General features: G+C 61.0%; 17 protein-coding genes and 2 pseudogenes. 14 read left to right on the forward strand and 5 right to left on the reverse strand.

Going from position 1 to position 21,050, the window contains the following annotated elements:
• Window positions 1-17 precede the first annotated feature (17 nt).
• From ftsA to IPM89_10005, 10 genes and pseudogenes are all read left to right on the forward strand, one after another.
• The gene (gene ftsA / locus IPM89_09960) at window positions 18-1,253 is read left to right on the forward strand and encodes a cell division protein FtsA (protein ID QQS53236.1); all 1,236 of its coding nucleotides are present in this window, start codon (window positions 18-20) and stop codon (window positions 1,251-1,253) included.
• A gap of 54 nt (window positions 1,254-1,307) precedes the next feature.
• Entirely contained in the window at window positions 1,308-2,489 is a 1,182-nt protein-coding gene (gene ftsZ / locus IPM89_09965) for a cell division protein FtsZ (protein ID QQS53237.1), read from the forward strand.
• A gap of 313 nt (window positions 2,490-2,802) precedes the next feature.
• Window positions 2,803-3,717 carry a UDP-3-O-acyl-N-acetylglucosamine deacetylase gene (locus IPM89_09970; protein ID QQS53238.1) on the forward strand — a complete coding sequence of 305 codons (915 nt, stop codon included), beginning with the start codon at window positions 2,803-2,805 and terminating at the stop codon, window positions 3,715-3,717.
• A 389-nt stretch (window positions 3,718-4,106) separates the two neighbouring features.
• Window positions 4,107-5,057, forward strand: a complete 951-nt coding sequence (locus IPM89_09975) for a hypothetical protein (protein QQS53239.1) — start codon at window positions 4,107-4,109, stop codon at window positions 5,055-5,057.
• Between the two features lie 88 nt (window positions 5,058-5,145).
• Window positions 5,146-5,376 (forward strand): annotated as a pseudogene (locus tag IPM89_09980) (aerobic cobaltochelatase subunit CobS).
• Between the two features lie 94 nt (window positions 5,377-5,470).
• Window positions 5,471-7,504, forward strand: coding sequence for a lasso peptide isopeptide bond-forming cyclase (locus IPM89_09985; protein QQS53240.1), 2,034 nt, complete (start codon window positions 5,471-5,473; stop codon window positions 7,502-7,504).
• An 893-nt stretch (window positions 7,505-8,397) separates the two neighbouring features.
• Entirely contained in the window at window positions 8,398-8,679 is a 282-nt protein-coding gene (locus IPM89_09990) for a PqqD family protein (protein QQS53241.1), read from the forward strand.
• Window positions 8,680-8,684: 5 nt separating this feature from the next.
• Window positions 8,685-9,164 carry a lasso peptide biosynthesis B2 protein gene (locus tag IPM89_09995; GenBank protein ID QQS53242.1) on the forward strand — a complete coding sequence of 160 codons (480 nt, stop codon included), beginning with the start codon at window positions 8,685-8,687 and terminating at the stop codon, window positions 9,162-9,164.
• Between the two features lie 334 nt (window positions 9,165-9,498).
• On the forward strand, window positions 9,499-11,298 hold the full coding sequence (locus IPM89_10000) for an ABC transporter ATP-binding protein (GenBank protein ID QQS53243.1): 1,800 nt from the start codon (window positions 9,499-9,501) through the stop codon (window positions 11,296-11,298).
• Window positions 11,299-11,608: 310 nt separating this feature from the next.
• A pseudogene (locus IPM89_10005) lies at window positions 11,609-12,354 on the forward strand (IS1 family transposase).
• 9 nt (window positions 12,355-12,363) lie between these two features.
• On the opposite strand, the gene IPM89_10010 reads toward IPM89_10005, so the two are convergent.
• A complete protein-coding gene (locus IPM89_10010) occupies window positions 12,364-12,621 on the reverse strand; it encodes a transposase (GenBank protein ID QQS53244.1) in 258 nt (85 codons plus the stop codon).
• Window positions 12,622-12,698: 77 nt separating this feature from the next.
• On the opposite strand from IPM89_10010, the gene IPM89_10015 reads away from it, so the two are divergent.
• Genes IPM89_10015 through mutT form a run of 4 tightly spaced genes read left to right on the forward strand, consistent with a single transcriptional unit; the run spans window position 12,699 to window position 17,452 of the window.
• The gene (locus IPM89_10015) at window positions 12,699-13,070 is read left to right on the forward strand and encodes a PIN domain-containing protein (GenBank protein QQS53245.1); all 372 of its coding nucleotides are present in this window, start codon (window positions 12,699-12,701) and stop codon (window positions 13,068-13,070) included.
• 14 nt (window positions 13,071-13,084) lie between these two features.
• A complete protein-coding gene (secA, locus tag IPM89_10020) occupies window positions 13,085-15,817 on the forward strand; it encodes a preprotein translocase subunit SecA (GenBank protein QQS53246.1) in 2,733 nt (910 codons plus the stop codon).
• 13 nt (window positions 15,818-15,830) lie between these two features.
• Window positions 15,831-17,021: a bifunctional glutamate N-acetyltransferase/amino-acid acetyltransferase ArgJ gene (argJ, locus tag IPM89_10025; GenBank protein QQS53247.1), complete on the forward strand. Its 1,191-nt coding sequence runs from the start codon at window positions 15,831-15,833 to the stop codon at window positions 17,019-17,021.
• Between the two features lie 26 nt (window positions 17,022-17,047).
• Window positions 17,048-17,452, forward strand: a complete 405-nt coding sequence (gene mutT, locus IPM89_10030; GenBank protein QQS55866.1) for an 8-oxo-dGTP diphosphatase MutT — start codon at window positions 17,048-17,050, stop codon at window positions 17,450-17,452.
• Between the two features lie 28 nt (window positions 17,453-17,480).
• Here the strand turns inward: mutT and zapD are convergent, their stop codons facing one another.
• The 4 genes from zapD to IPM89_10050 form a co-directional block, all read right to left on the reverse strand.
• Window positions 17,481-18,251, reverse strand: coding sequence for a cell division protein ZapD (zapD, locus tag IPM89_10035; protein ID QQS53248.1), 771 nt, complete (start codon window positions 18,249-18,251; stop codon window positions 17,481-17,483).
• A gap of 65 nt (window positions 18,252-18,316) precedes the next feature.
• Window positions 18,317-18,922 carry a dephospho-CoA kinase gene (locus tag IPM89_10040; GenBank protein ID QQS53249.1) on the reverse strand — a complete coding sequence of 202 codons (606 nt, stop codon included), beginning with the start codon at window positions 18,920-18,922 and terminating at the stop codon, window positions 18,317-18,319.
• A 3-nt stretch (window positions 18,923-18,925) separates the two neighbouring features.
• Window positions 18,926-19,795, reverse strand: coding sequence for a prepilin peptidase (locus tag IPM89_10045; protein QQS53250.1), 870 nt, complete (start codon window positions 19,793-19,795; stop codon window positions 18,926-18,928).
• 12 nt (window positions 19,796-19,807) lie between these two features.
• Window positions 19,808-21,001, reverse strand: coding sequence for a type II secretion system F family protein (locus IPM89_10050; GenBank protein QQS55867.1), 1,194 nt, complete (start codon window positions 20,999-21,001; stop codon window positions 19,808-19,810).
• Window positions 21,002-21,050: the final 49 nt, after the last annotated feature.

Here is a 21,050-nt window from a genome sequence, read left to right on the forward strand (position 1 = left end):
TGTGAGAGGACCAGGATATGTCCAGGAAAGAAGACAAGAATTTGATTGTCGGACTCGATATCGGCACCTCGAAAGTGGTGGTCATCGTCGGCGAAGTCGGCCTGGATGGGGCCATCGAGGTGGTCGGCATCGGCACGCATCCCTCGCGGGGCCTGAAGAAAGGCGTGGTCGTCAACATCGAGTCGACCGTGCGTTCGATCCAGCATGCGGTGGACGAAGCCGAACGAATGGCGGGTTGCCAGATTCATTCGGTCTATACCGGCATTTCCGGTAGCCACATCCGCGGGCTCAATTCGCACGGCGTGACGGCCATCAAGAACCAGGAGGCCACGCCGGAAGACGTCGATCGAGTGATGGAAGCCGCGCGGGTGGTGGCGATTCCGGCCGACCAGAAGATCCTGCATATCCTGCCGCAGGAGTTCATTATCGACGGTCAGGAAGGCATCCAGGACCCGGTCGGCATGTCCGGAGTGCGGCTGGAGGCGCGAGTGCATATCGTCACCGGCGCGGTCAGCGCCGCCCAGAATATCGTCAAGTGCGTGCAGCGCTGCGGCTTGGAGGTGGACGACGTCATCCTGCAGCAGATGGCTTCCAGCCGGGCGGTGCTGAACCCGGACGAAAAGGAACTGGGCGTCTGCCTGATCGATATCGGTGGTGGCACCACCGACCTGGCGGTGTTCACCCACGGCGCGATCAGCCACACCAGCGTGATTCCGATCGCCGGCGATCAGGTCACCAACGATATCGCCGTCGCGTTCCGCACGCCGACCCAGTCGGCCGAGGACATCAAGCTCGGACATGCCTGTTGCCTCAAGCAGCTGACGCGACCCGAGCAGCAGATCGATGTGGCCAGTGTCGGCGATCGGGCGGCGCGGACCCTGTCGCGTCGCGCCCTGGCCGAAGTGGTCGAGCCGCGCTACGAGGAATTTTTCGAGCTGGCTCGGGAAGAACTGCAACGCAGCGGTTTCGAGAACCTGATCGCCGCCGGTGTGGTGCTGAGCGGTGGCAGCTCCAGGATGGAAGGCGTCGTGGAACTCGCCGAGGAAGTCTTTCATATGCCGGTGCGCTTGGGCCTGCCGCATGACGTGACCGGTCTGGAGGATGTGCTTTGCAACCCTATTTACTCCACGGCGGTGGGGTTGTTGCTGTTCGGTAATGAGAACCGCCGGCTGACCCGCCTGGGTCCGACATCGCGAGTGGGCCACAAGGGGCTGTGGACCCGCATGAAAAACTGGTTTCAGGGAAATTTCTAGGTTGTTTGGTCACTGCTTGCTGGGTCGAAAACCATTGATCGAGGAGATGCCGTTATGTTTGAACTGATGGAAACCAAGTCGGAAAGCGCCGTGATTAAGGTGATTGGAGTCGGTGGTGGCGGCAGCAATGCCGTACATCACATGCTGAGCGCCAACATCGAAGGGGTGGATTTTATCTGCGCCAATACCGACGCGCAGGCACTCAAGTCCTGCTCGGTACCGGTGACTTTGCAGATGGGCGTCAATATCACCAAGGGTTTGGGCGCGGGTGCCAACCCGGAGGTCGGCCGACAGGCCGCGCAGGAAGACTGCGAGCGGATTAAAGAGGTGCTGCAAGGAGCCGACATGGTGTTCATCACCGCCGGCATGGGCGGTGGCACCGGCACCGGAGCCGCGCCGGTGGTGGCGCAACTGGCCCGGGAGATGGGCGTGCTGACCGTGGCGGTGGTGACCAAGCCCTTTCCCTTCGAGGGTAAGAGGCGCATGGAAGTGGCCATGCAGGGGATCCGCGAACTGAGCGAGACCGTGGACTCGCTCATTACCATCCCCAACGAGAAGTTGCTGACGGTTCTGGGCAAGAGCGCCAGCCTGCTCGACGCGTTCAAGGCGGCAAACGATGTGTTGCTGGGCGCGGTGCAGGGCATCGCCGAATTGATCACCCGGCCGGGCATGATCAACGTGGATTTTGCCGATGTGCGCACCGTCATGTCCGAGATGGGCATGGCCATGATGGGCACCGGCCGGGCGGTCGGCGACGGCCGCGCCCGCGAAGCGGCCGAGGCGGCGATCGCCAGCCCCTTGTTGGAGAACGTCAACCTGGCCGGCGCCAAGGGTCTGCTGGTCAATATCACCTCGGGCATGGATGTGACCATTGGCGAGTTCGACGAGGTGGGCAACACCATCAAGGAGTTGGCTTCCGAGGATGCCAACGTGGTGGTCGGCATGGCGGTCGATCCAGAGATGCATAACGAACTACGGGTCACCATTGTCGCCACGGGTATCGGCCAGGGCGTTCCGTCCAAGCAGGTCAGCGGTTCCCGCGAGCGGGAGTCGGCGATTCCACCCTTCAAGCTGGTGCAGCGGATGGGGGATGGCGACCCGCATTCTTCTCGTCATGATCGGCCCGCCAGCCGACAGAAAGCGGTCGGCGACGGTCTGAGCGAGGGCGGGCGGATTGATGCCGATCATCTGGATTATCTGGATATCCCCGCCTTTCTACGTCGGCAAGCCGATTGAGTGAAACGCGGATTTGTGGCCCCCGAGTGCCGGACCGCCACCCAGTAGCCTGCTTGGCGGCGGTTTTGGCCGAAGCTTGTCGATTCTGAGTGCTGGAGCGCGGTCTTTCGCAACTTAACAACAAGGATAGTTGCGATTTGGAAACAAAAGTTGCAAGATCGCTACGAGTTGCGGTATCTTTACCGTAGTGCATGTTGGCGGCGATGGCCGGTGGTGTCGATGGACCCATCGGCGGAGCATTGGATGCGCGATCCGCGCCCACTCCGGCTGTCATGCCATGCTCCAGTTCAATCGATGTATTGGGGGACCTAACGTGATTAGGCAACGAACCTTGAAGAATGTCATTCGGGCGACCGGCGTCGGCCTGCATACCGGCGATAAGGTCTATTTGACGTTGCGGCCCGCGGCGCCCGATGCTGGCATTGTGTTCCGGCGGGTCGACCTGCCCGAACCGATCGAGATCAAGGCTTGCCCCGGTAATGTCGGCGATACCCAACTGTCTACTTCGCTGGTCAAGGACAAGGCCCGCATTGCCACGGTCGAGCATCTGCTGTCGGCATTCGCGGGTTTGGGCATCGACAACGCCTATGTGGATGTCAGTGCCGCCGAAGTGCCGATCATGGACGGCAGCGCCGGTCCCTTTGTTTTCCTGATCCAGTCGGCGGGCATCCAGGAGCAGAACGCACCCAAGCGCTTCATCCGCATCAAGCGGCCGGTGGTGGTTGAGGAGGGCGATAAATGGGCGCGCTTCGACCCCTTCGATGGTTTCAAGGTCGAGTTCACCATCGCTTTCGACCATCCGTTGTTCAAGGGCCGCAACCAGCACGCCGTAGTGGATTTCTCCACCACCTCGTTCGTGAAGGAAGTCAGTCGGGCGCGCACCTTTGGGTTCATGCGCGATCTGGAGTATCTGCGCGAGCGGCGGCTGGCGCTGGGCGGCACGCTGGACAACGCCATCGTGGTGGACGATTACCGTATCCTTAACGAAGATGGTTTGCGTTACGAGGATGAGTTCGTCAAGCACAAGATTCTGGACGCCATCGGCGACTTGTATCTGCTGGGCCGCAGCCTGATCGGTGCCTTTACCGGTTACAAATCCGGGCACGCGCTGAATAACCGGTTGCTGCGCGCGCTGCTGGCCGAAAGCGCCGCCTGGGAAGAGGTGACCTTCAACGACGAACGGCAATCGCCGATTTGCTACCTGCAGCCAGCGCAGGTGACCCGCTGAGCCATCCCGTCGCTGGTTCTCCCCCAAGCTTTCCCCCTGACGCGGCCTCCCGGCGATCCTGGGAGGCCGTTGTCATTTCCGGTTCCCTGCCCGACCACCGGACGGCACTGGGCTCAAACCACTGTAAGCCACCTTTCCGGATAAGGCGGGAAGGTGAAGAGAGCGATTGAAGTGCTGTGGCTTGGGCATCAGCACTTCACGCAGAACCCGCTGAAGGAGTTGGCTCACCTTCAAAGTCGCCAGTACACTGTCCAGTAGTCGCATCGGGTCCTCCATCGGGTCGGTGGTTGTTCGCAACTCCACCCTACCCACCATCGACCCGGTGCGGCTACCCTCCGACCTTACCCTCCTCAAAAACTGTCCGAACTATTGGTCTTAAAACTTCACCCATGACGCCACGATATTTCTATCAGACCTACGGCCTCCATGTGGCGTCGGAGATCGAACTGCCTGAACTTCGGATGGCCAGCGCCGCGTCGGAGATGCCGGCTACGATTAGTTTGGCGACGCTGCCCGAAACCTTGGCGGGGGCAACGGCCGGCGACGCCTATCTGCAGGTGGCTGGCGATCGATGCCAGATCAATATTGCAAACATCGCCCGCTACCGCATCGAACAGGGCCGGCGGATTCTGATCGATCCCGTTCCTGACGCCGCCCCCGGCGATGTCCGGCTGTACCTGCTGGGCACGGCCCTGGGAACCTTGCTGCACCAGCGCCACAGTTTGCCCCTGCACGTCAGCGCGGTCGCGACTCCCGGTGGCGTCTGGGCGTTTACCGGGGAATCGGGGGCCGGCAAATCCACCCTGGCGGCGGCCTTGCATTATCATTTTGACTGGCCGTTGCTGAGCGATGATGTCGGAGTGATCGAGCCGGATGAGTCAGGTCAACCGCTGTTCCATCCCGGCCCACCCCGCTTGAAGCTGTGGCAGGACGCACTGACTCATTTCGAGATTGATTCGTGCGAATTGATCCCCGATCTGATACGCGCCAATAAATTTCACTTGCGGCTGGAGCGTGGTTTTGAGCATGAGCCGCAACGCTTGTGCGCCTTGGTGCTCTTGGAGCGGGCGGATGACGATGAATCGCCCAGTCTGGTCGCCGTCAATGGGATGGCCGCATTTCAGGCCGTGGCAAGTGCGATCTATCGCCCTGAGGTGGCGCAGTGGGTTGGCGACCGAACCACGCTGTTTCGCCGGTGTGCAGAACTGGCGGGCCAGATCAAGGTGTACCGCTACCGTCGCCCGTGGGTGCTGGAGCGGTTCGGCGCCAGCCTGCGGCCGCTGGTGGCGCAACTTCTTCCGTTTAATAAAGAATATGGCGATCCCATCCTTCGTGTCTAATTTGGATTGTCCCCAGGGAGTCAGAAAGGCCCGCCCCGACACCCTCTGCGACCCCGAGCGGGTTTTTGGCTTGGCCATGCCCTGGCCCGTGCCGGCGTTCGGTCGGGCCGAGGCCCACGTCCCGGACGTGGACTCGGCCTTTCGCTTCGTGCCGGAGGTGGTCCGGGCGATCCTGATGGGATTCGCCCACAACCGCCGGGTGTATGTCCACGGCCCGCACGGCAGTGGCAAGTCCTCGCACATCGAACAGGTGGCCGCGCGGTTGAACTGGCCGTGCATCCGCGTGAATCTGGACGGGCATATCACCCGGACGGACCTATAGGGTATATGCACGCATCAAGGCCAGCAGGTGGTGGGCGACGGTGGCTGACCACCGCTGGGACGATACTGTTAAATGAGGGGCGATAGCTGTTTTGGGCGCTATTTTTGGAATCTATCATCGGACCGGGCGCAAGGTCGCACGCGGCGATCTCGAAACAATGTCTGCATCGTTGCAGCATCGGGGCGCTGATGCGGCGGGGGTATGGTATCGTGGTGCCTGCGGGCTAGGGGCGCGGTTACGCTTCACCACCCCAGAGTCAGTTTTTGAGCAGCCCCCCCGGACAGAGGACACCGCACCGTTCGTCATCGCCTGTGACGCGCGTCTGGACAATGTCGAGGCGCTGACTGGGCTGCTGGATCTGCCGCTGGGGCAGGTCGCGGATAGCTGGATAATCGTCGAGGCATACAAAAAATGGGGGTGGGGGTGCGTTGAACATCTACTTGGCGACTTCGCCTTCGCGCTTTATGATATCGTCGAAGACCTCTTCTTTTGTGCAAGGGACCACTTCGGTGTCAAGCCGTTCTATTACGTCCTGTCTGCTGAACACTTTGGCTTTGCTTCGGAACCAAAGGCACTGTTCGCATCTGGGCTTGTCACTCTGGAGATCGATGAGAGTAAGACAGCGGATTATTTGCTGCGAAACCTGCACGACAAAGAAAACACTTTTTACAACCATGTCCTTCGCCTCCCGCCTGCGCACTCGCTGATCGTCGGCAGGCATACGGCGGAGAAACGGCAGTACTGGCGATTGACGCTGCTGGAGACGCAGACACCTTCCACCGATCAGGAATATGCAGAGCGATTTCGCGAGATCTTTACCGAAGCGGTCCGCTGCCGACTCCGCTCCGCCTTCCCTGTCGGTACATTCCTCAGCGGCGGGTTAGACTCCTCTGCGGTGACCTTGGTCGCCCAGAGGCTGCTTGCTCAGGCGGATGCTGCCCTGCCGCTGCCCGTCTTTTCGGCGATCTTTCCCGATGTCCCCGCTTCCGACGAGAGCCGTTGGATCGATATTGTCCTCAAAGAGAATGCTCTCCTTGAGGAAAGGTTGGACCCGCATTATTTCCGAGCAGATCAGGTGGGGGCGCTCAACGCCCATGAGGCGATTTTGTTCCACTTGGACGAACCTTGTGCTGCCGCGAACCTGTATCACACTTGGGGAATACTCGAACTCGCCCGGAAAGCGGGGGTCCGCGTGATGCTGACGGGGCATGACGGTGATACGGTGGTCTCTCACGGGTTTGCCTATCTGACGGAACTGGCGTTGGCGGAGAAGTGGGATCAGCTCACCGAGGAACTAAGCCAAGCTGCCGAACATCTCGCCCTGTACGGCAATGTGCGGCGCGCTCTGCTGCGGACGTATGTGCAGCCATGCCTGGGGGTGCTGTGGAGAGATTTGAAAATCGCCCAAGCGCTGCGCACCCTCGCTGCCCTGCACCGGTATTTCGGGCTGTCGCGCCGAGAAATGATCCAAATGATCCTTAATCTCCTGTTGCCCGCTTCCGTCCGCCAGGCGCTGCGACGCCTGCGACGGCGGGGCGTAAGCGCCGACGTTACGGAGGTGAACGCCGCGTTTCGACAAAGTCCGGTTTTTCGGCAGCGTCAAGCGGCGGGGTATGCTTGGACCATCTTGCCCCGCACGGTGGGCGAGGACCATCAGCGCGGGCTAAACGCGGGTATCATGACCGCCGCATTTGAGGCGATAGATAAGGTCAGCGCCGCGTTCGGCATCGAATGCCGCCATCCTTTCTTCGACAAACGGCTGGTCGAATTCTGCCTAGCGCTGCCCAGAGAGCAGAAAATCAGAGACGGCTGGACGCGGCTGGTGCTGCGAAATGCGATGTCGGGTATCCTGCCGGAAGCAATCCAGTGGCGACCCGGCAAATCCAACCTCGGTCACAATTTCGCTCGCAGCCTTCTGCCCAATCAGGCTCTTGTCGACGCTATCCTGTCCGAAAAGAACCCCCGTTTTGAGCAGTACTGGGATATCGAAACCCTGAAGCGGACCGCGCAGCGTTATTTCATCCAGCCAACGGAGGGTGATGCAATCACCCTTTTCCTTGCGGTGGGCTTTGCGACTTGGTGCCGCTCCATCATCAACCCGCTCCGGAAAGATACGCCGTGTTGAAGAAGGGAATATCTGTAAGGCTGTTGTGCGCCGTGTTTCTGATCGTGATTCTATGCATGAGTGTCTTGCAGAATGTGCATCTGGTTGTTCCAAGGGTGAAAAGTAGGTTGTTCGTCGGCGCGGTGCGCCGACGAACAAAGGCGCCAGTTGAGCCGAACGTCTGGTTCTCAACGTGAGATTCGTCGGACTATTTGTTCGAGCGGACACAGCTCACTACGCCTGCGCCTGCTTGGGGTTTCCAAGTTGGCAAGCCGACTTTTCAACCCACGCACGGGCGCCGCTCAACAACGCACCCCGTCAGTAATTCTCATTTTGGCCTGATGGAGTGAGTCGATTCCCACAAATAAACCAAAACAACTCAATATTATGGGTCAAGATCCCTCTTTTAGCGCTTTTTCTAGACAAGAAATCCCACCACGATTTCAAAATGAGAGTTGCTGTAAGGCTGCTTGACAAATTCATACCTTAGGCGAGAATGCCTAAGGTATACAACATCAACAGAGGGCTTGACTCATGACCACTAACTTGTCGCAACAAACTCAGGGCAGTGAGGTAAGGAAAGATTATGTGAAGCCGAAGGTCCTCGTACTCGGTAGTAGTGGGGGATTGACTCAGAATGTGAATGTTGTCGGGGCGGGCGACTCAGCGTTTAGCGTTCTGAAACGATCCTAACTGTCTATCCCTTGGACTCACAACGGTGCTTGCTGTGACCGAGGATATTGGCTTGTCCCAGCACCACATTCGCTGCCAGCCACCGAAATACGTAGCACCAATTGAGTAAGAGGCGTTTTTGTACAGCTCGTGGCAAGCTAACTCCTTGAAAAACAACCATGCCTTTGCCCCTATCCCGCCTACGGGAAAGGGATTTTTGTATAGCCTCTAGGAATCTACCCATGACTCCTGTCCCCTCCAGCCCCCTTCTCACCCGTAACCCCAACCTGGTCGCCGCGGACATCGACGGCGATTTGGTGATGATGAGCGTCGAGCAGGGCGAGTACTTCGGCATCACCGGCGTCGGTTCCCGGGTCTGGAAACTGCTGGCCACGCCGACCACCGTCGCCGACATTACCCGCGTGATTTGCGCCGAGTATGCTGTGGAAGAAGCCCAGTGCCAGGCCGACATGCAGGGCTTTGTCGAGGAGCTGATCCAGCTCGGTCTGGTATCGGCGGCTTGAGAAGCGTGTGGCGCACGCTCCAACGCAAGACCCTTAGCTTCCTCCGCCAACCGCGTTTCACCCAACTCTGGCTGATTCCGCTCTGGCTACTTCTCGGCCTGAGCAAAGCCGTTATCTTCACGGTCTCCTTCCGCCGCCTGGCCCCGCGTCTGGGCACGGCGGTCGGCGTGGCGTCCTGGGTGCCGGTGCTGGTTCCCGCTCAGGAAGCCCGCGCCTTGCAGATCGGTCGGGCCGTGTGCCTGGCCGCTCGTTACACCCCGTGGAACTCCAACTGCTTCCCGCAGGCCGTGGCCGCCCGGTTGCTGCTGGGCCTGTACCACATTCCCTATGCCCTCTACTTCGGGCTGATGCGCGATCCCGAAACCAGGGAGTTCAAAGCCCACGCCTGGATCGCCGCCGGACGGGTGCGGGTCATGGGCAACGAAAGCTTCAGCCAGTTCACGGTGGTCGGCTGCTTCGTCGCCCCCGAGCTGGTCAGGCGCTGATGCATGAAATGCATCCGGCGTATGGGGAATAATCAGCGGTAGAATCTGGCGCCGTCCCGCTCGAGCAGCGGGTTATCCCATTCTCATCAGGTTTAACCGCGAAAAAGCCGATGAACCGCCAAGGTCGCCAAGGTCGCCAAGGTGATTCAGGTAAAAATGTGAACTCGGGCAGATCGTTCGATCAGCGCCGAATTTTTCACCACCCGAGGATTTGCAGATCTCTGTTTTTCCTGATCTCCGTTCTTGGCGTTCTTGGCGTTCTTGGCGATTCCCCATCATGGAGTACCCACATGTCGATCATCGTCGGCAGAGCCACCGGTCGAACCGGAAGCGCATGATGTTCCCTGCGGACAAACTGCTCGCGCCGCTGCACAGCCTGCGCCGGGTGCTCCCCCTGCTCTGGGTCAGCACCCCCACCTGGACCATCATCAGCGCCTTGCTGATCCTGGCCGAAGTCGCCTTCAGCCTGGCGGCGCTGTACCTGACCAAGCACCTGATCGACGCCCTCACCGGGGCCGATCCGACCGGCGATATCCAGGCTCTGCTCCTGGCCGTGATCCTGGTCGGCGCGTTCACCTTGGCCCACCTGGCAACGCGGGCCTTCGCCACCCTGGCCGACGAAATCCAGGGGCAGATCGTCGCCGACCACATGGACAACCGCATTCACGCCAAGGCGGTAGCGGCCGATTTGGCCTTCTACGAAAGTCCGCGCTACTTCGACACCCTCCAGCGGGCGCGGCAGGCCGGCAACACCCGACCGGCCCGGGTCATCGGCAACCTGCTGCAACTGACCAAAAACGCCGTGATGCTGCTGGCCATCGGCGGCCTGATCACCGCCATCCACTGGCTGCTGCTGCCGGTGCTGCTGCTGGCGGTGATCCCGGGGCTGCTGGTGCGGCTGTACTTTACCCGGGTGCTGTACGAGTGGCAGCGCCGGCGCACTCAGTTGGAGCGACAGGCCGCCTACATCGACTGGCTGATGACCTCCGACTTCCACGCCAAGGAACTGCGCCTCAATCAACTGGGCGACCATCTGCGCGAGCAATACACGGCGCTGCGCGCGCTGATCCGCCGCGAGCGGCTCCGCATCAGCCAGCGGCGCACCCTGACTGAACTGGTGATGTCGGCCACCGGAACGCTCGCCTTCTTCGCCTCGCTGGCCTATCTGGTGCTGGAAGCGGCGCAAGGGCGCACCACGGTCGGCAATCTGGTGCTGTTCCTGCTGGTGTTCCAGCGCGCCCAGGGCCTGGTGCAGGCGCTGCTGGCCAACGTCTCCCAGTTCTACGAGGATCACCTGTATCTCGGCCAGTTATTCGAGTTTCTCGACATCCAGCCAGTTATCGCCGACCCGGCGACCCCAGCGCCGATCCCCCGTCCCATGGCGCAAGGCATCCGGCTGGAGCAGGTCAGCTTCCAATATCCCGGTGCCCCCGACTGGGCGCTGCGCGACCTCTCGCTGCGCATCGCCCCCGGCCAGGTGGTGGCGCTGGTGGGCGCCAACGGCTCGGGCAAGACCTCGCTGATCAAGGTGCTGTGCCGACTGTACGATCCCAGCGAAGGGCGCATCACCCTCGACGGCGCCGACGTCCGCCAGTTCCGGGTAGACGACTATCGCCGCGTGTTCAGCGTGATTTTTCAGGATTACGCTCATTACGCGATGACGGTGCGCGACAACATCCGCTTCGGCGATATCCGCCTCCCGGCCGACGCCCCGGCCATCGAGCGGGCGGCGGTAAACGCGGGCGCGGATACGTTCATTCGCCAACTGCGCCACGGCTACGAAACCCGCCTGAGCAAGATGTTCGACGACGGCCAGGACCTGAGCATCGGTCAGTGGCAGAAAATTGCCCTGGCCCGGGCCTTCCTGCATCAATCCCAGGTCGTGGTGCTCGACGAACCGACCAGCGCCCTGGACGCCAACGCCGAGTTCGAGCTGTTCCAGAACTTCCGCGAGCGGATCGGCCATCGCGCCGCCGTGGTGATCAGCCACCGGCTATCGACGGTGCGCCTGGCCGACTATATCTACGTGCTGGACCAGGGGCGCATCGTCGAACACGGCACGCACGACGCCTTGATCAGCCAGAACGGCGTATACCAGCGCCTGTTCGAACGCCAGGCTTTTCATTACCGGTAGGTGATCGGTCGCTCAGTTCCGGCGCAACGAACCGAGCCAGCGCTGGCGGTGTGATTCAAAGTGATGCACCGGGGAAATAGCTGGTTCAAGCGGCTTCTTTTCCGATCCCTTGCCAATAGGCCTCCCATTCTCGGTTGGCCCGGTTCAGCCGAAGCGCCAACATCGTCTCGATATGAGCGGGTGACCACCAGGCGCTAGGGAGTTTGGGTAGTGTTCTAAGTTTGGATATTGTATCATCAATCACTGAATTTTATGAATCAATAGTGATCATTGACGTGATTCAATCACAGCGTATTGGGAAGAAAAAATTATGGTTTTAGCACCGGTTTGTTGTCCACATTGTGGTCGAGATCACGTGGTCAAACGCGGCCAAACCGCGAACGAAAAACAGCGTTATCTGTGCCGAAATCCGGATTGTTCCACTCAAACTTTCATTTTGGATTATGACGATCTCGGTCGGGTACCGACTATTAAAAAACAGATTGTCGAGATGGCGTTAAACGGTAGCGGCATTCGGGATACAGCGCGGGTCCTCCACATCAGTCCGAGCACGGTGATCAGCGAATTAAAAAAAAAGAACCCAGTCTCGAATCGGTCCATCACGCCGTCCTGGAACGGCTGAATCAAAAGCATATTCTTGTTGATATTCAAAGCGTTGAAAGTGCAGAACTGGACGAAATGTGGAGTGATGTTCGCAACAAGGAAAACCAGCGCTGGTTATGGCATGCCATCGACCATGTGACCGGCGAAGTGCTCGCCTATGTCTTCGGTGACCGAAAAGACCCCTCGTTCCTGGCCTTAAAAGCCCTTCTGGAGCCGTTTGGCATCACACAATTTTACACGGATGATTGGGGCGCCTACGAACGCCACCTCCCCGCCGATCAACGGGTGATCGCTAAAAGCGGTACCCAGAAGATCGAACGGAAACATTTAACCCTACGGACCCGTATTAAGCGATTGGCTCGAAAAACGATCTGTTTTTCCAAACTGAATAAAATGCATGATATTGTCATCGGTCTCTTCGTTAATCGGTACGAATTTGGTATTTTAGTGTGATATCCAAATTTAGAACACTACCCCCAGAATCTCCCCCCAGACCCCACGCGCGATCCAGCGTTGCCAGCGCATGTAGATCGTGTGCCAGGGGCCGTAAGCGTTCGGCAGATCCCGCCAAGGTGTGCCCGTGCGCGGTACATGGAGAATCCCTTCCAACGCCTCGCGGTTCTTCACCGTCGGTGGCCGTCCCCGGCGACCCGGTTCGGGCGGCAGCAACCGGTTGATCTGCTCAAATTGCTCGTTCGTGAGATAATACAAACGATCCATGCTCAACGTCTCTGGCTGCGGATGACAGCTAACAGTCTCGCACACGAAGCATGATTTTGTGAACACGGCCTAGGTAATTGAGTTTTTTCACAGCTTCTGAGTCAATCACTCAGCATATTGTATTAGCTGGAGAAGGCCATGTTTGGCTTTGTACGCCAGTCAAAGCGGAATTGCGGTTTGGCGCCTGCAAAAGTCAGCGAGTAGCGGAGAATCAAGCGCAATTGCGCCAATTCTTTGCCAATATCGGCCTGCCTTTTGACGATGATGCCGCCGAGCATTTCGGCGACATCCGCGCTGCCTTGGCTCGTCAAGGTAAGCCGATTGGCCCTTATGACTTGCAAATCGCCGCCATCGCCCGTGCTCATGGCTTGGTTGTCGTCACTCACAACACCCGCGAATTTACCCGCATACCCGGTTTGATAGTGGAAAATTGGCTGGTTAACCCATAGTTTCGCGAGAAAATTTGATGAATATTCTGAAAACCATTTTTGGTAGCCGCAACGATCGCGTGATCCGCCGCATGCGCAAGGAGGTGGAGCGTATCAACGCCCTGGAATCGGGTATCGCGGCGTTGAGCGACGCGGATTTACGTGCCAAGACCGACGAATTCAAGAACCGTTTGGCTCAGGGTGAAAAGCTCGACGCACTGCTGCCGGAAGCCTTCGCGGTAGTCCGCGAGGCCAGCAAGCGCACCCTGGAAATGCGGCATTTCGACGTGCAGTTGATCGGTGGCATGGTGCTGCACGAGGGCAAGATCGCCGAAATGCGTACCGGCGAAGGCAAAACGCTGGTCGCGACCTTGCCGGTGTATCTGAATGCCCTGACCGGTCAGGGCGTGCATGTGATTACGGTCAACGATTATCTGGCCCGCCGCGACGCCGACTGGATGGGTCAGATTTACCGCTTTCTGGGCATGAGTGTCGATGTCGTCGTCGCCGGCATGAGCCCGGAGGAGAAACGTGTTGCCTACGGCGCCGATATCACCTACGGCACCAATAACGAATACGGCTTCGATTACCTGCGCGACAATATGGCCTTCGGCCCGGAGCAGAAGGTGCAACGGGAGTTGCACTACGCGCTGGTGGACGAGGTGGACTCGATCCTGATTGACGAGGCGCGCACGCCGCTGATCATTTCCGGTCCGGCCGAGGAAAGCTCCGAACTGTACCGCCGGGTCAACGAAATCGTGCCCCGCCTGACCCGCCAGAAGGAAGAAGAGGGACCGGGTCACTACTGGGTGGACGAAAAGGCCAAGCAGGTCTACCTGACCGAGGACGGCCACCAGCGGGTCGAGGACCTGCTGCTGGAAGCGGGGTTGCTGCATGGCGGCGAAAGCCTGTACGACGCCGCCAACCTGGGGGTGTTCCACCATGTGAACGCCTGTCTGCGCGCGCACGCCCTGTTTCACCGGGATGTCGAATACATCGTGCGCGGCGGCGAAGTCATCATCGTCGATGAATTCACCGGCCGCACCATGCCCGGCCGGCGCTGGTCGGACGGCCTGCATCAGGCCATCGAGGCCAAGGAAGAGGTGTCGATTCAGGCCGAAAACCAGACGCTGGCCTCGATCACCTTCCAAAATTACTTCCGCCTGTACCAGAAGCTGGCCGGCATGACCGGCACCGCCGACACCGAGGCCTTCGAATTTCAGCAGATCTACGGCCTGGAAGTCATTGTGGTGCCCACCCACCTGCGGATGGTGCGCAAGGACATGGGCGATTTGGTGTTCCTGACTCCGCAAGAGAAGTTCGAGGCGGTGTTGGAAGACATCCGCGACTGTTGCAAGCGCGGCCAGCCAGCTTTGGTCGGCACCACCTCCATCGAAGTCTCGGAACTGCTGGCCACGCTGCTGGACAGGGAAAAGATTCCCCATCAAGTGTTGAACGCCAAGCAGCACGAGCGAGAAGCGGAGATTATCGTCCAGGCTGGCCAGCCGAGCACGGTGACGATTGCGACCAATATGGCCGGTCGCGGTACCGACATCGTGCTGGGCGGCAATCTGCAGGCCGAATTGAAGGCGCTGGGTCCGGATGCCGACGCGGCGGCGCGCGAGGAAGTCCGCAACGCTTGGCGGCAACGGCACGAGCAAGTGGTGGCCGCCGGCGGCCTGCACGTAATCGGCACCGAACGCCACGAATCGCGGCGCATCGACAACCAGTTGCGCGGCCGCTCCGGTCGCCAGGGCGACCCCGGTTCCAGCCGTTTCTACCTGTCGCTGGAAGACAATCTGCTGCGCATCTTCGCCTCCGACCGGGTGGCGGGGCTGATGCAAAAGCTGGGCATGGAAAAGAATGAGGCCATCGAACATCCCTGGGTGACCAAGGCGATCGAGAATGCCCAGCGCAAGGTCGAGGCCCACAACTTCGATATCCGCAAGAACCTGCTGGAATTCGACGATGTCGCCAACGATCAGCGCAAGGTCATGTACGGCTGGCGTAATGAGCTAATGGCGGCGGAGGACGTGTCGGCCACGTTGAAGGACATGAGCGCCGAAGCGCTCGAGCAGACGATCGACCAGTACATCCCGCCGCGGAGTTTGGAAGAACAGTGGGATGTGGCCGGGTTGGAGCAGACGCTGGAGAAGGAGTTCGGGCTGCAACTGCCGGTCGGCGCCTGGCTGGAAGCCGATCACGACCTGCATGAAGAACCGCTGCGCGCGCGGATTCACGCCGAACTGGAACAGGTGTATGCCGACAAGGAGGCCCTGGTCGGCGCGCCTTGGATGCGGCAATTCGAGAAAGCGGTGTTGTTGCAAGTGCTGGACGCCCATTGGCGCGAGCATCTGGCGGCGATGGACTACCTGCGCCAGGGTATTCACTTGCGCGGCTACGCCCAGAAGAACCCCAAACAGGAGTACAAGCGCGAAGCCTTCGAGATGTTCCAGGCGCTGGTGCAGCGCATCCATCACGAGGCGGTCGGTTTCCTGGCGCGAGCCCAGTTTCAGGCCGAACCGGAACCGATCCCCGAACCGCGCCGGCCGGCGCCGGCCGCCATGCGGTTCGAACACGCCGAAGCTTCGGCGCTGGCGGCGGGAGAGGCCGAGGAAGACGATTCGGGTATCGAAATCCGCCGGCGGCAACAAGAGGAAACCGCCCACACCCCGTTCGTGCGCGAGGGTCGCAAGGTGGGGCGTAACGAGCCCTGTCCCTGCGGTTCGGGCAAGAAATACAAACACTGTCACGGTCAGTTGGATTGAGAGGGAAGGGACGATGGAACCGCTGACTGTCACCGGCATCCGGTTGGGAACCGCCCGCGCCGGCATCAAATATCCCGACCGCCGCGATCTGGTGGTGGTCGAGCTGGCGGCGGAGACCCAGGCCGCCGCTGTGTTTACCCGCAACGCCTTTTGCGCCGCCCCGGTCACGGTGGCGCGGACGCATCTGGCCGCCGCCAGTCCGCGTTACCTGGTGATCAACACCGGCAACGCCAACGCCGGCACCGGCCGGCAGGGGCTGGCCGATGCCGAGGCCAGTTGCCGAAATCTGGCGGAGCGGACCGGCTGCCGTTCGGAAGAGGTACTACCGTTTTCCACCGGGGTGATCGGCGAGCCGCTGCCGTTGTTTCGGTTGGTGACCGGCCTGTCGGGGGCGCTGGCAACGCTGCGGCCCGACGGTTGGACGGAAGCCGCCGCCGGCATCATGACCACCGACACCCGGCCGAAGTGGGCGTCGCGGCGACTGACGCTGGCCGGGCGGGAAGTGACGATCACCGGTATCGCCAAGGGGGCCGGCATGATCCGGCCGGATATGGCCACGATGCTGGCTTTCGTCGCCACCGATGCCGCCGTGGACCCGGCACTGTTGCGGGAGATCCTGCACGAAGCAGTCGCCGATTCCTTCAATGCCATCACCGTGGACGGCGATACCTCGACCAACGATGCCTGCCTGTTGTTGGCCACCGGCCGGTCCGGGGCGAGCATACCCGCGACGGGTGACAACCGTGCCCGTTTCGCCACGGCGGTGGGCGAGGTATGCGCCGAGCTGGCACAGGCCATCGTCCGCGACGGCGAGGGCGCCACCAAATTCATCACCGTGCGGGTCGAGGGTGGCCGGGACGCGGCCGAGTGTCGGCAGGTCGCCTACACGATCGCCCACTCGCCACTGGTCAAAACCGCCTTCTTCGCTTCCGATCCCAATTGGGGCCGTATCTTGGCGGCAGTGGGACGATCGGGGTTGGATGCGCTCGACCTGGAGCGGGTAACCATCCATCTCGACGAGGTTTGCATCGTCCGCGACGGCGGTCGCACCCCGGATTACACCGAGGCACAGGGCCAGTGCGTCATGGCGCGGCCCGAGATCACCATCCGGGTCGAACTCGGGCGAGGAGAGGCGGCGGCGCGAATTTGGACCACCGATCTGTCCTTCGACTATGTGCGCATCAACGCCGAATACCGGACGTGAACACCCCCGGAGAACGAAGCGTCGTCGTGCATGTGGCGGTGGGCATCGTCACCGGAGCCGATGGGGCGGTGCTGATCACCCGCCGGCCCGACCACGTCCATCAGGGCGGATTGTGGGAGTTTCCTGGCGGCAAGGTGGAGCACGGTGAATCGGTCATCGCCGCGCTGGGCCGCGAACTGCGCGAGGAACTGGGCATCGCGGTGCGAGCCGCCGAGCCGCTGCTTCGGACCGGGCACGCCTATCCCGACGATCGCCGCGTATTGCTGGATGTCTGGCGGGTGACCGATTTCGAGGGCGAACCGCACGGTCGGGAAGGGCAGCCGTTGGTTTGGGCATCGCTCAGCGAGATGAAGCAATTCGCGTTCCCCGCCGCCGATGCGCCGATTATCGCCGCGTTGCTCGGCGAAGTGGGAAACCCGGCTGAGCCGTGAACCGCCGACGGTACTGTCGAAGCCAGCTTCAAATGGCGCAGCAGACCAGTTCGAAGGCGATATTGGCCGAGCTTTGGACGGCGCGGCGGTTGGGGTTCGGCTGTTCGAGAAAGTGAATCGAGAAGCGATGCCGGCCGCCGCTGATTTCCGGGAACAGGGAGTTGCCGGCTGGCAGCAGGACTCGGACGAGCTGATGGGGCGTGCCGCTGTCGAGGCCGCGCTGAAAAAAACCCCGCACGGCGATTTCCGGCTGGGGTGTGGCGCTCTCGCGAATCAGCCGAAGCAGTAGCGTGGCGGCCTGTTGCAAGGGCAGTAGAGGGGTCAGCCATTCCCGTAGATGGCCAGCGCGGATCGAGGCATCCTGCTGTAGCCAGTGATAAAACGCCGGAAGATCGAACCGGCAGGTGCCGCCGGGAATCTGGCTCCGATTATGGATGGCGCTGAGGAAGTCGGTTTGCCGCACCGCCTCCAACGCCAGGCTGTCCAGACCATGAACCTGCCCGATGACCGCATCGATTTCCGCCAGCACGCTGTCCAGGGTGGCGGCGTGTACGCCGGGCACTTGTCGCAGGCGATTCAGGGTGGTGCCGTGCCGTTCCAGTTCCTTGAGCAAGTCTCCTTTGAATTCGTTCCGTCCGGTCAGCGCCAGAAGGTCGAACAAACCCTGTAGCGCGGCGCGGCTGTCCCAGCTCGAATGCCCGGCGATAGCGTGGTTCAGCTGTTGAAACAGGAATTCCAGGCGCAGCAACGAGCGGATGCGTTCGTTCAGGGGGTGTTCGTAGCAGACGGCTTGGTACAAGAGCGACCTCGCGGGCACGGCAATGGTCTATGCGGCCCAGACGCGAAAACACGAATGTGCCGGTCTTAAGCCTGGTGGGCGGCCAGCGCCGAATAGTGCCGATGTAGCGCGGTGACCCGGCGATCCAGTTCCACCAAGTCGCCGTCGTTTTCCAGAATATCATTCGCCAGCGCGAGCCGCTGGTCGCGCTGGGCTTGGGCGACCAGGATAGCCCGCGCCTGGATGGCGTCGATCCGGTCACGTGCCATGACCCGACGGATTTGCTCGGCTTCGGGTGTGTCCACCACCAACACCCGATCCACCAGATCGCTCATCCCAGTCTCCGCCAGCAGCGGGATGACCACTAGGCAATAGGGGATGGCGGTCAAGGCGGCGACGCGCTCCCGCGTCACGGCGCGGATGCGGGGGTGCAGGATGGCTTCGAGCCGTCGTCGTCCGGCGGGATCGGCGAAAACCCGTTCGCGCAGGCGCGCGCGGTGCAGCCGGCCGTCGCTGTCGAGGCAGTTCGATCCGAACTCGGTTACGATATCGACCAGGGCGGGTTGGCCGGGCTCGACCAGTTCACGGGCGATCAGGTCGGTATCGATGACCGGTACGCCGTGCCGCGCAAAGCGGTCGCTGACCGCCGTTTTGCCGCTGCCGATGCCGCCCGTTAGCCCAATGACCAGCACGAATCAGAATCCCAGCCAGTGGAGATAGGCACGATTGATCGCTTCACCCCACAGCAACGCGATCCAGCCGGCAGCCGCCAGAAAGGGGCCGAAGGGTAATGGCGCGCCGCGCGCCCGGCCGCGCCACAATATCAGCGCCAGCCCACAGATCGCGCCCACCAGCGAAGACAGCAGCACGATAGTGACCAGGTACTGCCAGCCGGTCCAGGCACCCAGCGCCGCCAGCAGCTTGAAGTCGCCGTGGCCCATGCCCTCCTTGCCGGTCAGCAGCCGAAAGCCCTGGTAGACCAGCCAAAGCGACAGGTAGCCAGCCATGGCGCCGATCACGGCATCACGCAGATCGACACCCAGCCCGGCCAGCGCTATCAGCAGCCCCAGCCACAGCAGCGGCAGGGTCAGATCGTCGGGCAGCAACTGGTGGTGAAGATCGATGACACTGGCCGCCAGCAGGGTCCAGGTGAACAGCAGCGCCGCCGCCGCCGGCCAGCCGAAGCCGAACTGCCAGGCCACGATGCCGGCCAGCAGCCCGCTTGCCGCTTCCACCAGCGGATACTGGACGCCGATTGCAACGCCGCAGTGGGCGCAGCGGCCGCACTGTCGGATGTAGCTCAACAGCGGGATATTCTCCGCGGCACCAATCAGGTGATGGCAGTGCGGACATTGCGAGCGCGGTCCCCACAGACTCAGCCGGGGCGTGTCGTCCGGGGCCGGCTGGCCGAGCAGTTCCGCGCATTGCGCGCGCCACTCCCGCTGCATCATAAGCGGCAGGCGGTAAATAACCACGTTGAGAAAGCTGCCGACCATCAGGCCGAATAGCACGGTCAGGATGACGAACAGCACGGGTGAACCGGCCAGTAGCTCCAGCAGGGCCATCGCGGGGCGCCGTCAGACCGCCGAGGCCAGCTTGAAGATCGGCAGGTACATGGCGATCACCAGCGTGCCAACCACGCCGGCCAGGAAGGCCATCAGCAGCGGTTCGATCATGGTGGTCAGGGTATCGACCTTCTGGTCGACTTCCGCCTCGTAGAAATCGGCGACCTTGGCCAGCATGTCGCCCAGCGAACCGGCTTCCTCGCCGATGGCCACCATCTGGACCACCATGTCGGGAAACAGGCTGCTCTGGCGCATGGCGAAGTTCAGCTGCTGACCGATGGAGACCGATTCGCGCATGTTCAGCACCGCTTTTTCGTAGACGTAGTTGCCGGTGGCGCCGGCCACGCTGAACAAGGCGTCCACCAGCGGCACGCCGCCGCTGAACAGGGTGGACAGGGTGCGGGCGAAGCGGGCGTTGGCCGAAGTGGCGACCAAGTCGCCGATCAGCGGCATTTGCAGGACCATGCGGTCCAGCCATTGGTAGAAGGTGCGCGAGCGCTTGCGCGCTTCCAGAAAGCCGACCACGGCCACCACCGGCGTGCCCAGAATGAGATACCAGTATTCTTGAAAAACCGCCGAAAGATCGATAACAAACCGGGTCAGGGCCGGCAGTTCCGCGCCGAAACCCTTGAATAGATCTTCGAAGGTTGGAATGACGAAGATCAGCAGAATGGCGGTGACGACAAAGGCGAACACCAGCACGATGGCTGGATAGGTCAGTGCTTTCTTGACCTTGGCCTTCAGCGCTTCGGATTTTTCCAGATAGGTCGCGATCTTGTCGAGCAGCACCTCAAGCACACCGGCTTCCTCGCCGGCATGCACCAGGCTGCAGTACAGATCGTTGAAGTACAAATGATGCTTGGCGAACGCCTTGGAGAGCGCGGTGCCGCTTTCCACGTTGGCCTTGATGTCCAGGATGAGTTCCTTGACTTTGGTCTTTCTGTTGCTGTGTCCGACCATGTCCAGTGCCTGTACCACGGCGATGCCGGAGCTCAGCATGGTGCAGAGTTGGCGAGTGAACAACATGATGTCCTTGGGAACGATATTGTCGCCGAAGGTGAACAGCGGTTTGGGTTTTTTCCTGACGCTCAGCGGAATGATCCCCTGCCGGCGCAGTTCGGCCTTGATCAGGTTCTGGTGGACACCCCGTAGCTCACCCTTGACCCGGGCACCACGTTTATCGGTGCCTTCCCATTTGAAAGTCAGCTCTTCATCTTTTTTCTTGGCTTTTGCCAGCGTCGGTTGTTTGGCCACG

Source organism: Candidatus Competibacteraceae bacterium, assembly GCA_016699715.1.
Classification (GTDB): domain Bacteria; phylum Pseudomonadota; class Gammaproteobacteria; order Competibacterales; family Competibacteraceae; genus Competibacter.

Excerpts from the sequence above, each read along its gene's own strand:
- ftsA (QQS53236.1), top strand. The coding sequence starts at position 18 with ATGTCCAGGAAAGAAGACAAGAATTTGATTGTCGGACTCGATATCGGC.
- ftsZ (QQS53237.1), top strand. The coding sequence starts at position 1,308 with ATGTTTGAACTGATGGAAACCAAGTCGGAAAGCGCCGTGATTAAGGTG.
- IPM89_09975 (QQS53239.1), top strand. The coding sequence starts at position 4,107 with ATGACGCCACGATATTTCTATCAGACCTACGGCCTCCATGTGGCGTCG.
- IPM89_09990 (QQS53241.1), top strand. The coding sequence starts at position 8,398 with ATGACTCCTGTCCCCTCCAGCCCCCTTCTCACCCGTAACCCCAACCTG.
- IPM89_10000 (QQS53243.1), top strand. The coding sequence starts at position 9,499 with ATGATGTTCCCTGCGGACAAACTGCTCGCGCCGCTGCACAGCCTGCGC.
- IPM89_10010 (QQS53244.1), bottom strand. The coding sequence starts at position 12,621 with ATGGATCGTTTGTATTATCTCACGAACGAGCAATTTGAGCAGATCAAC.
- argJ (QQS53247.1), top strand. The coding sequence starts at position 15,831 with ATGGAACCGCTGACTGTCACCGGCATCCGGTTGGGAACCGCCCGCGCC.
- IPM89_10045 (QQS53250.1), bottom strand. The coding sequence starts at position 19,795 with ATGGCCCTGCTGGAGCTACTGGCCGGTTCACCCGTGCTGTTCGTCATC.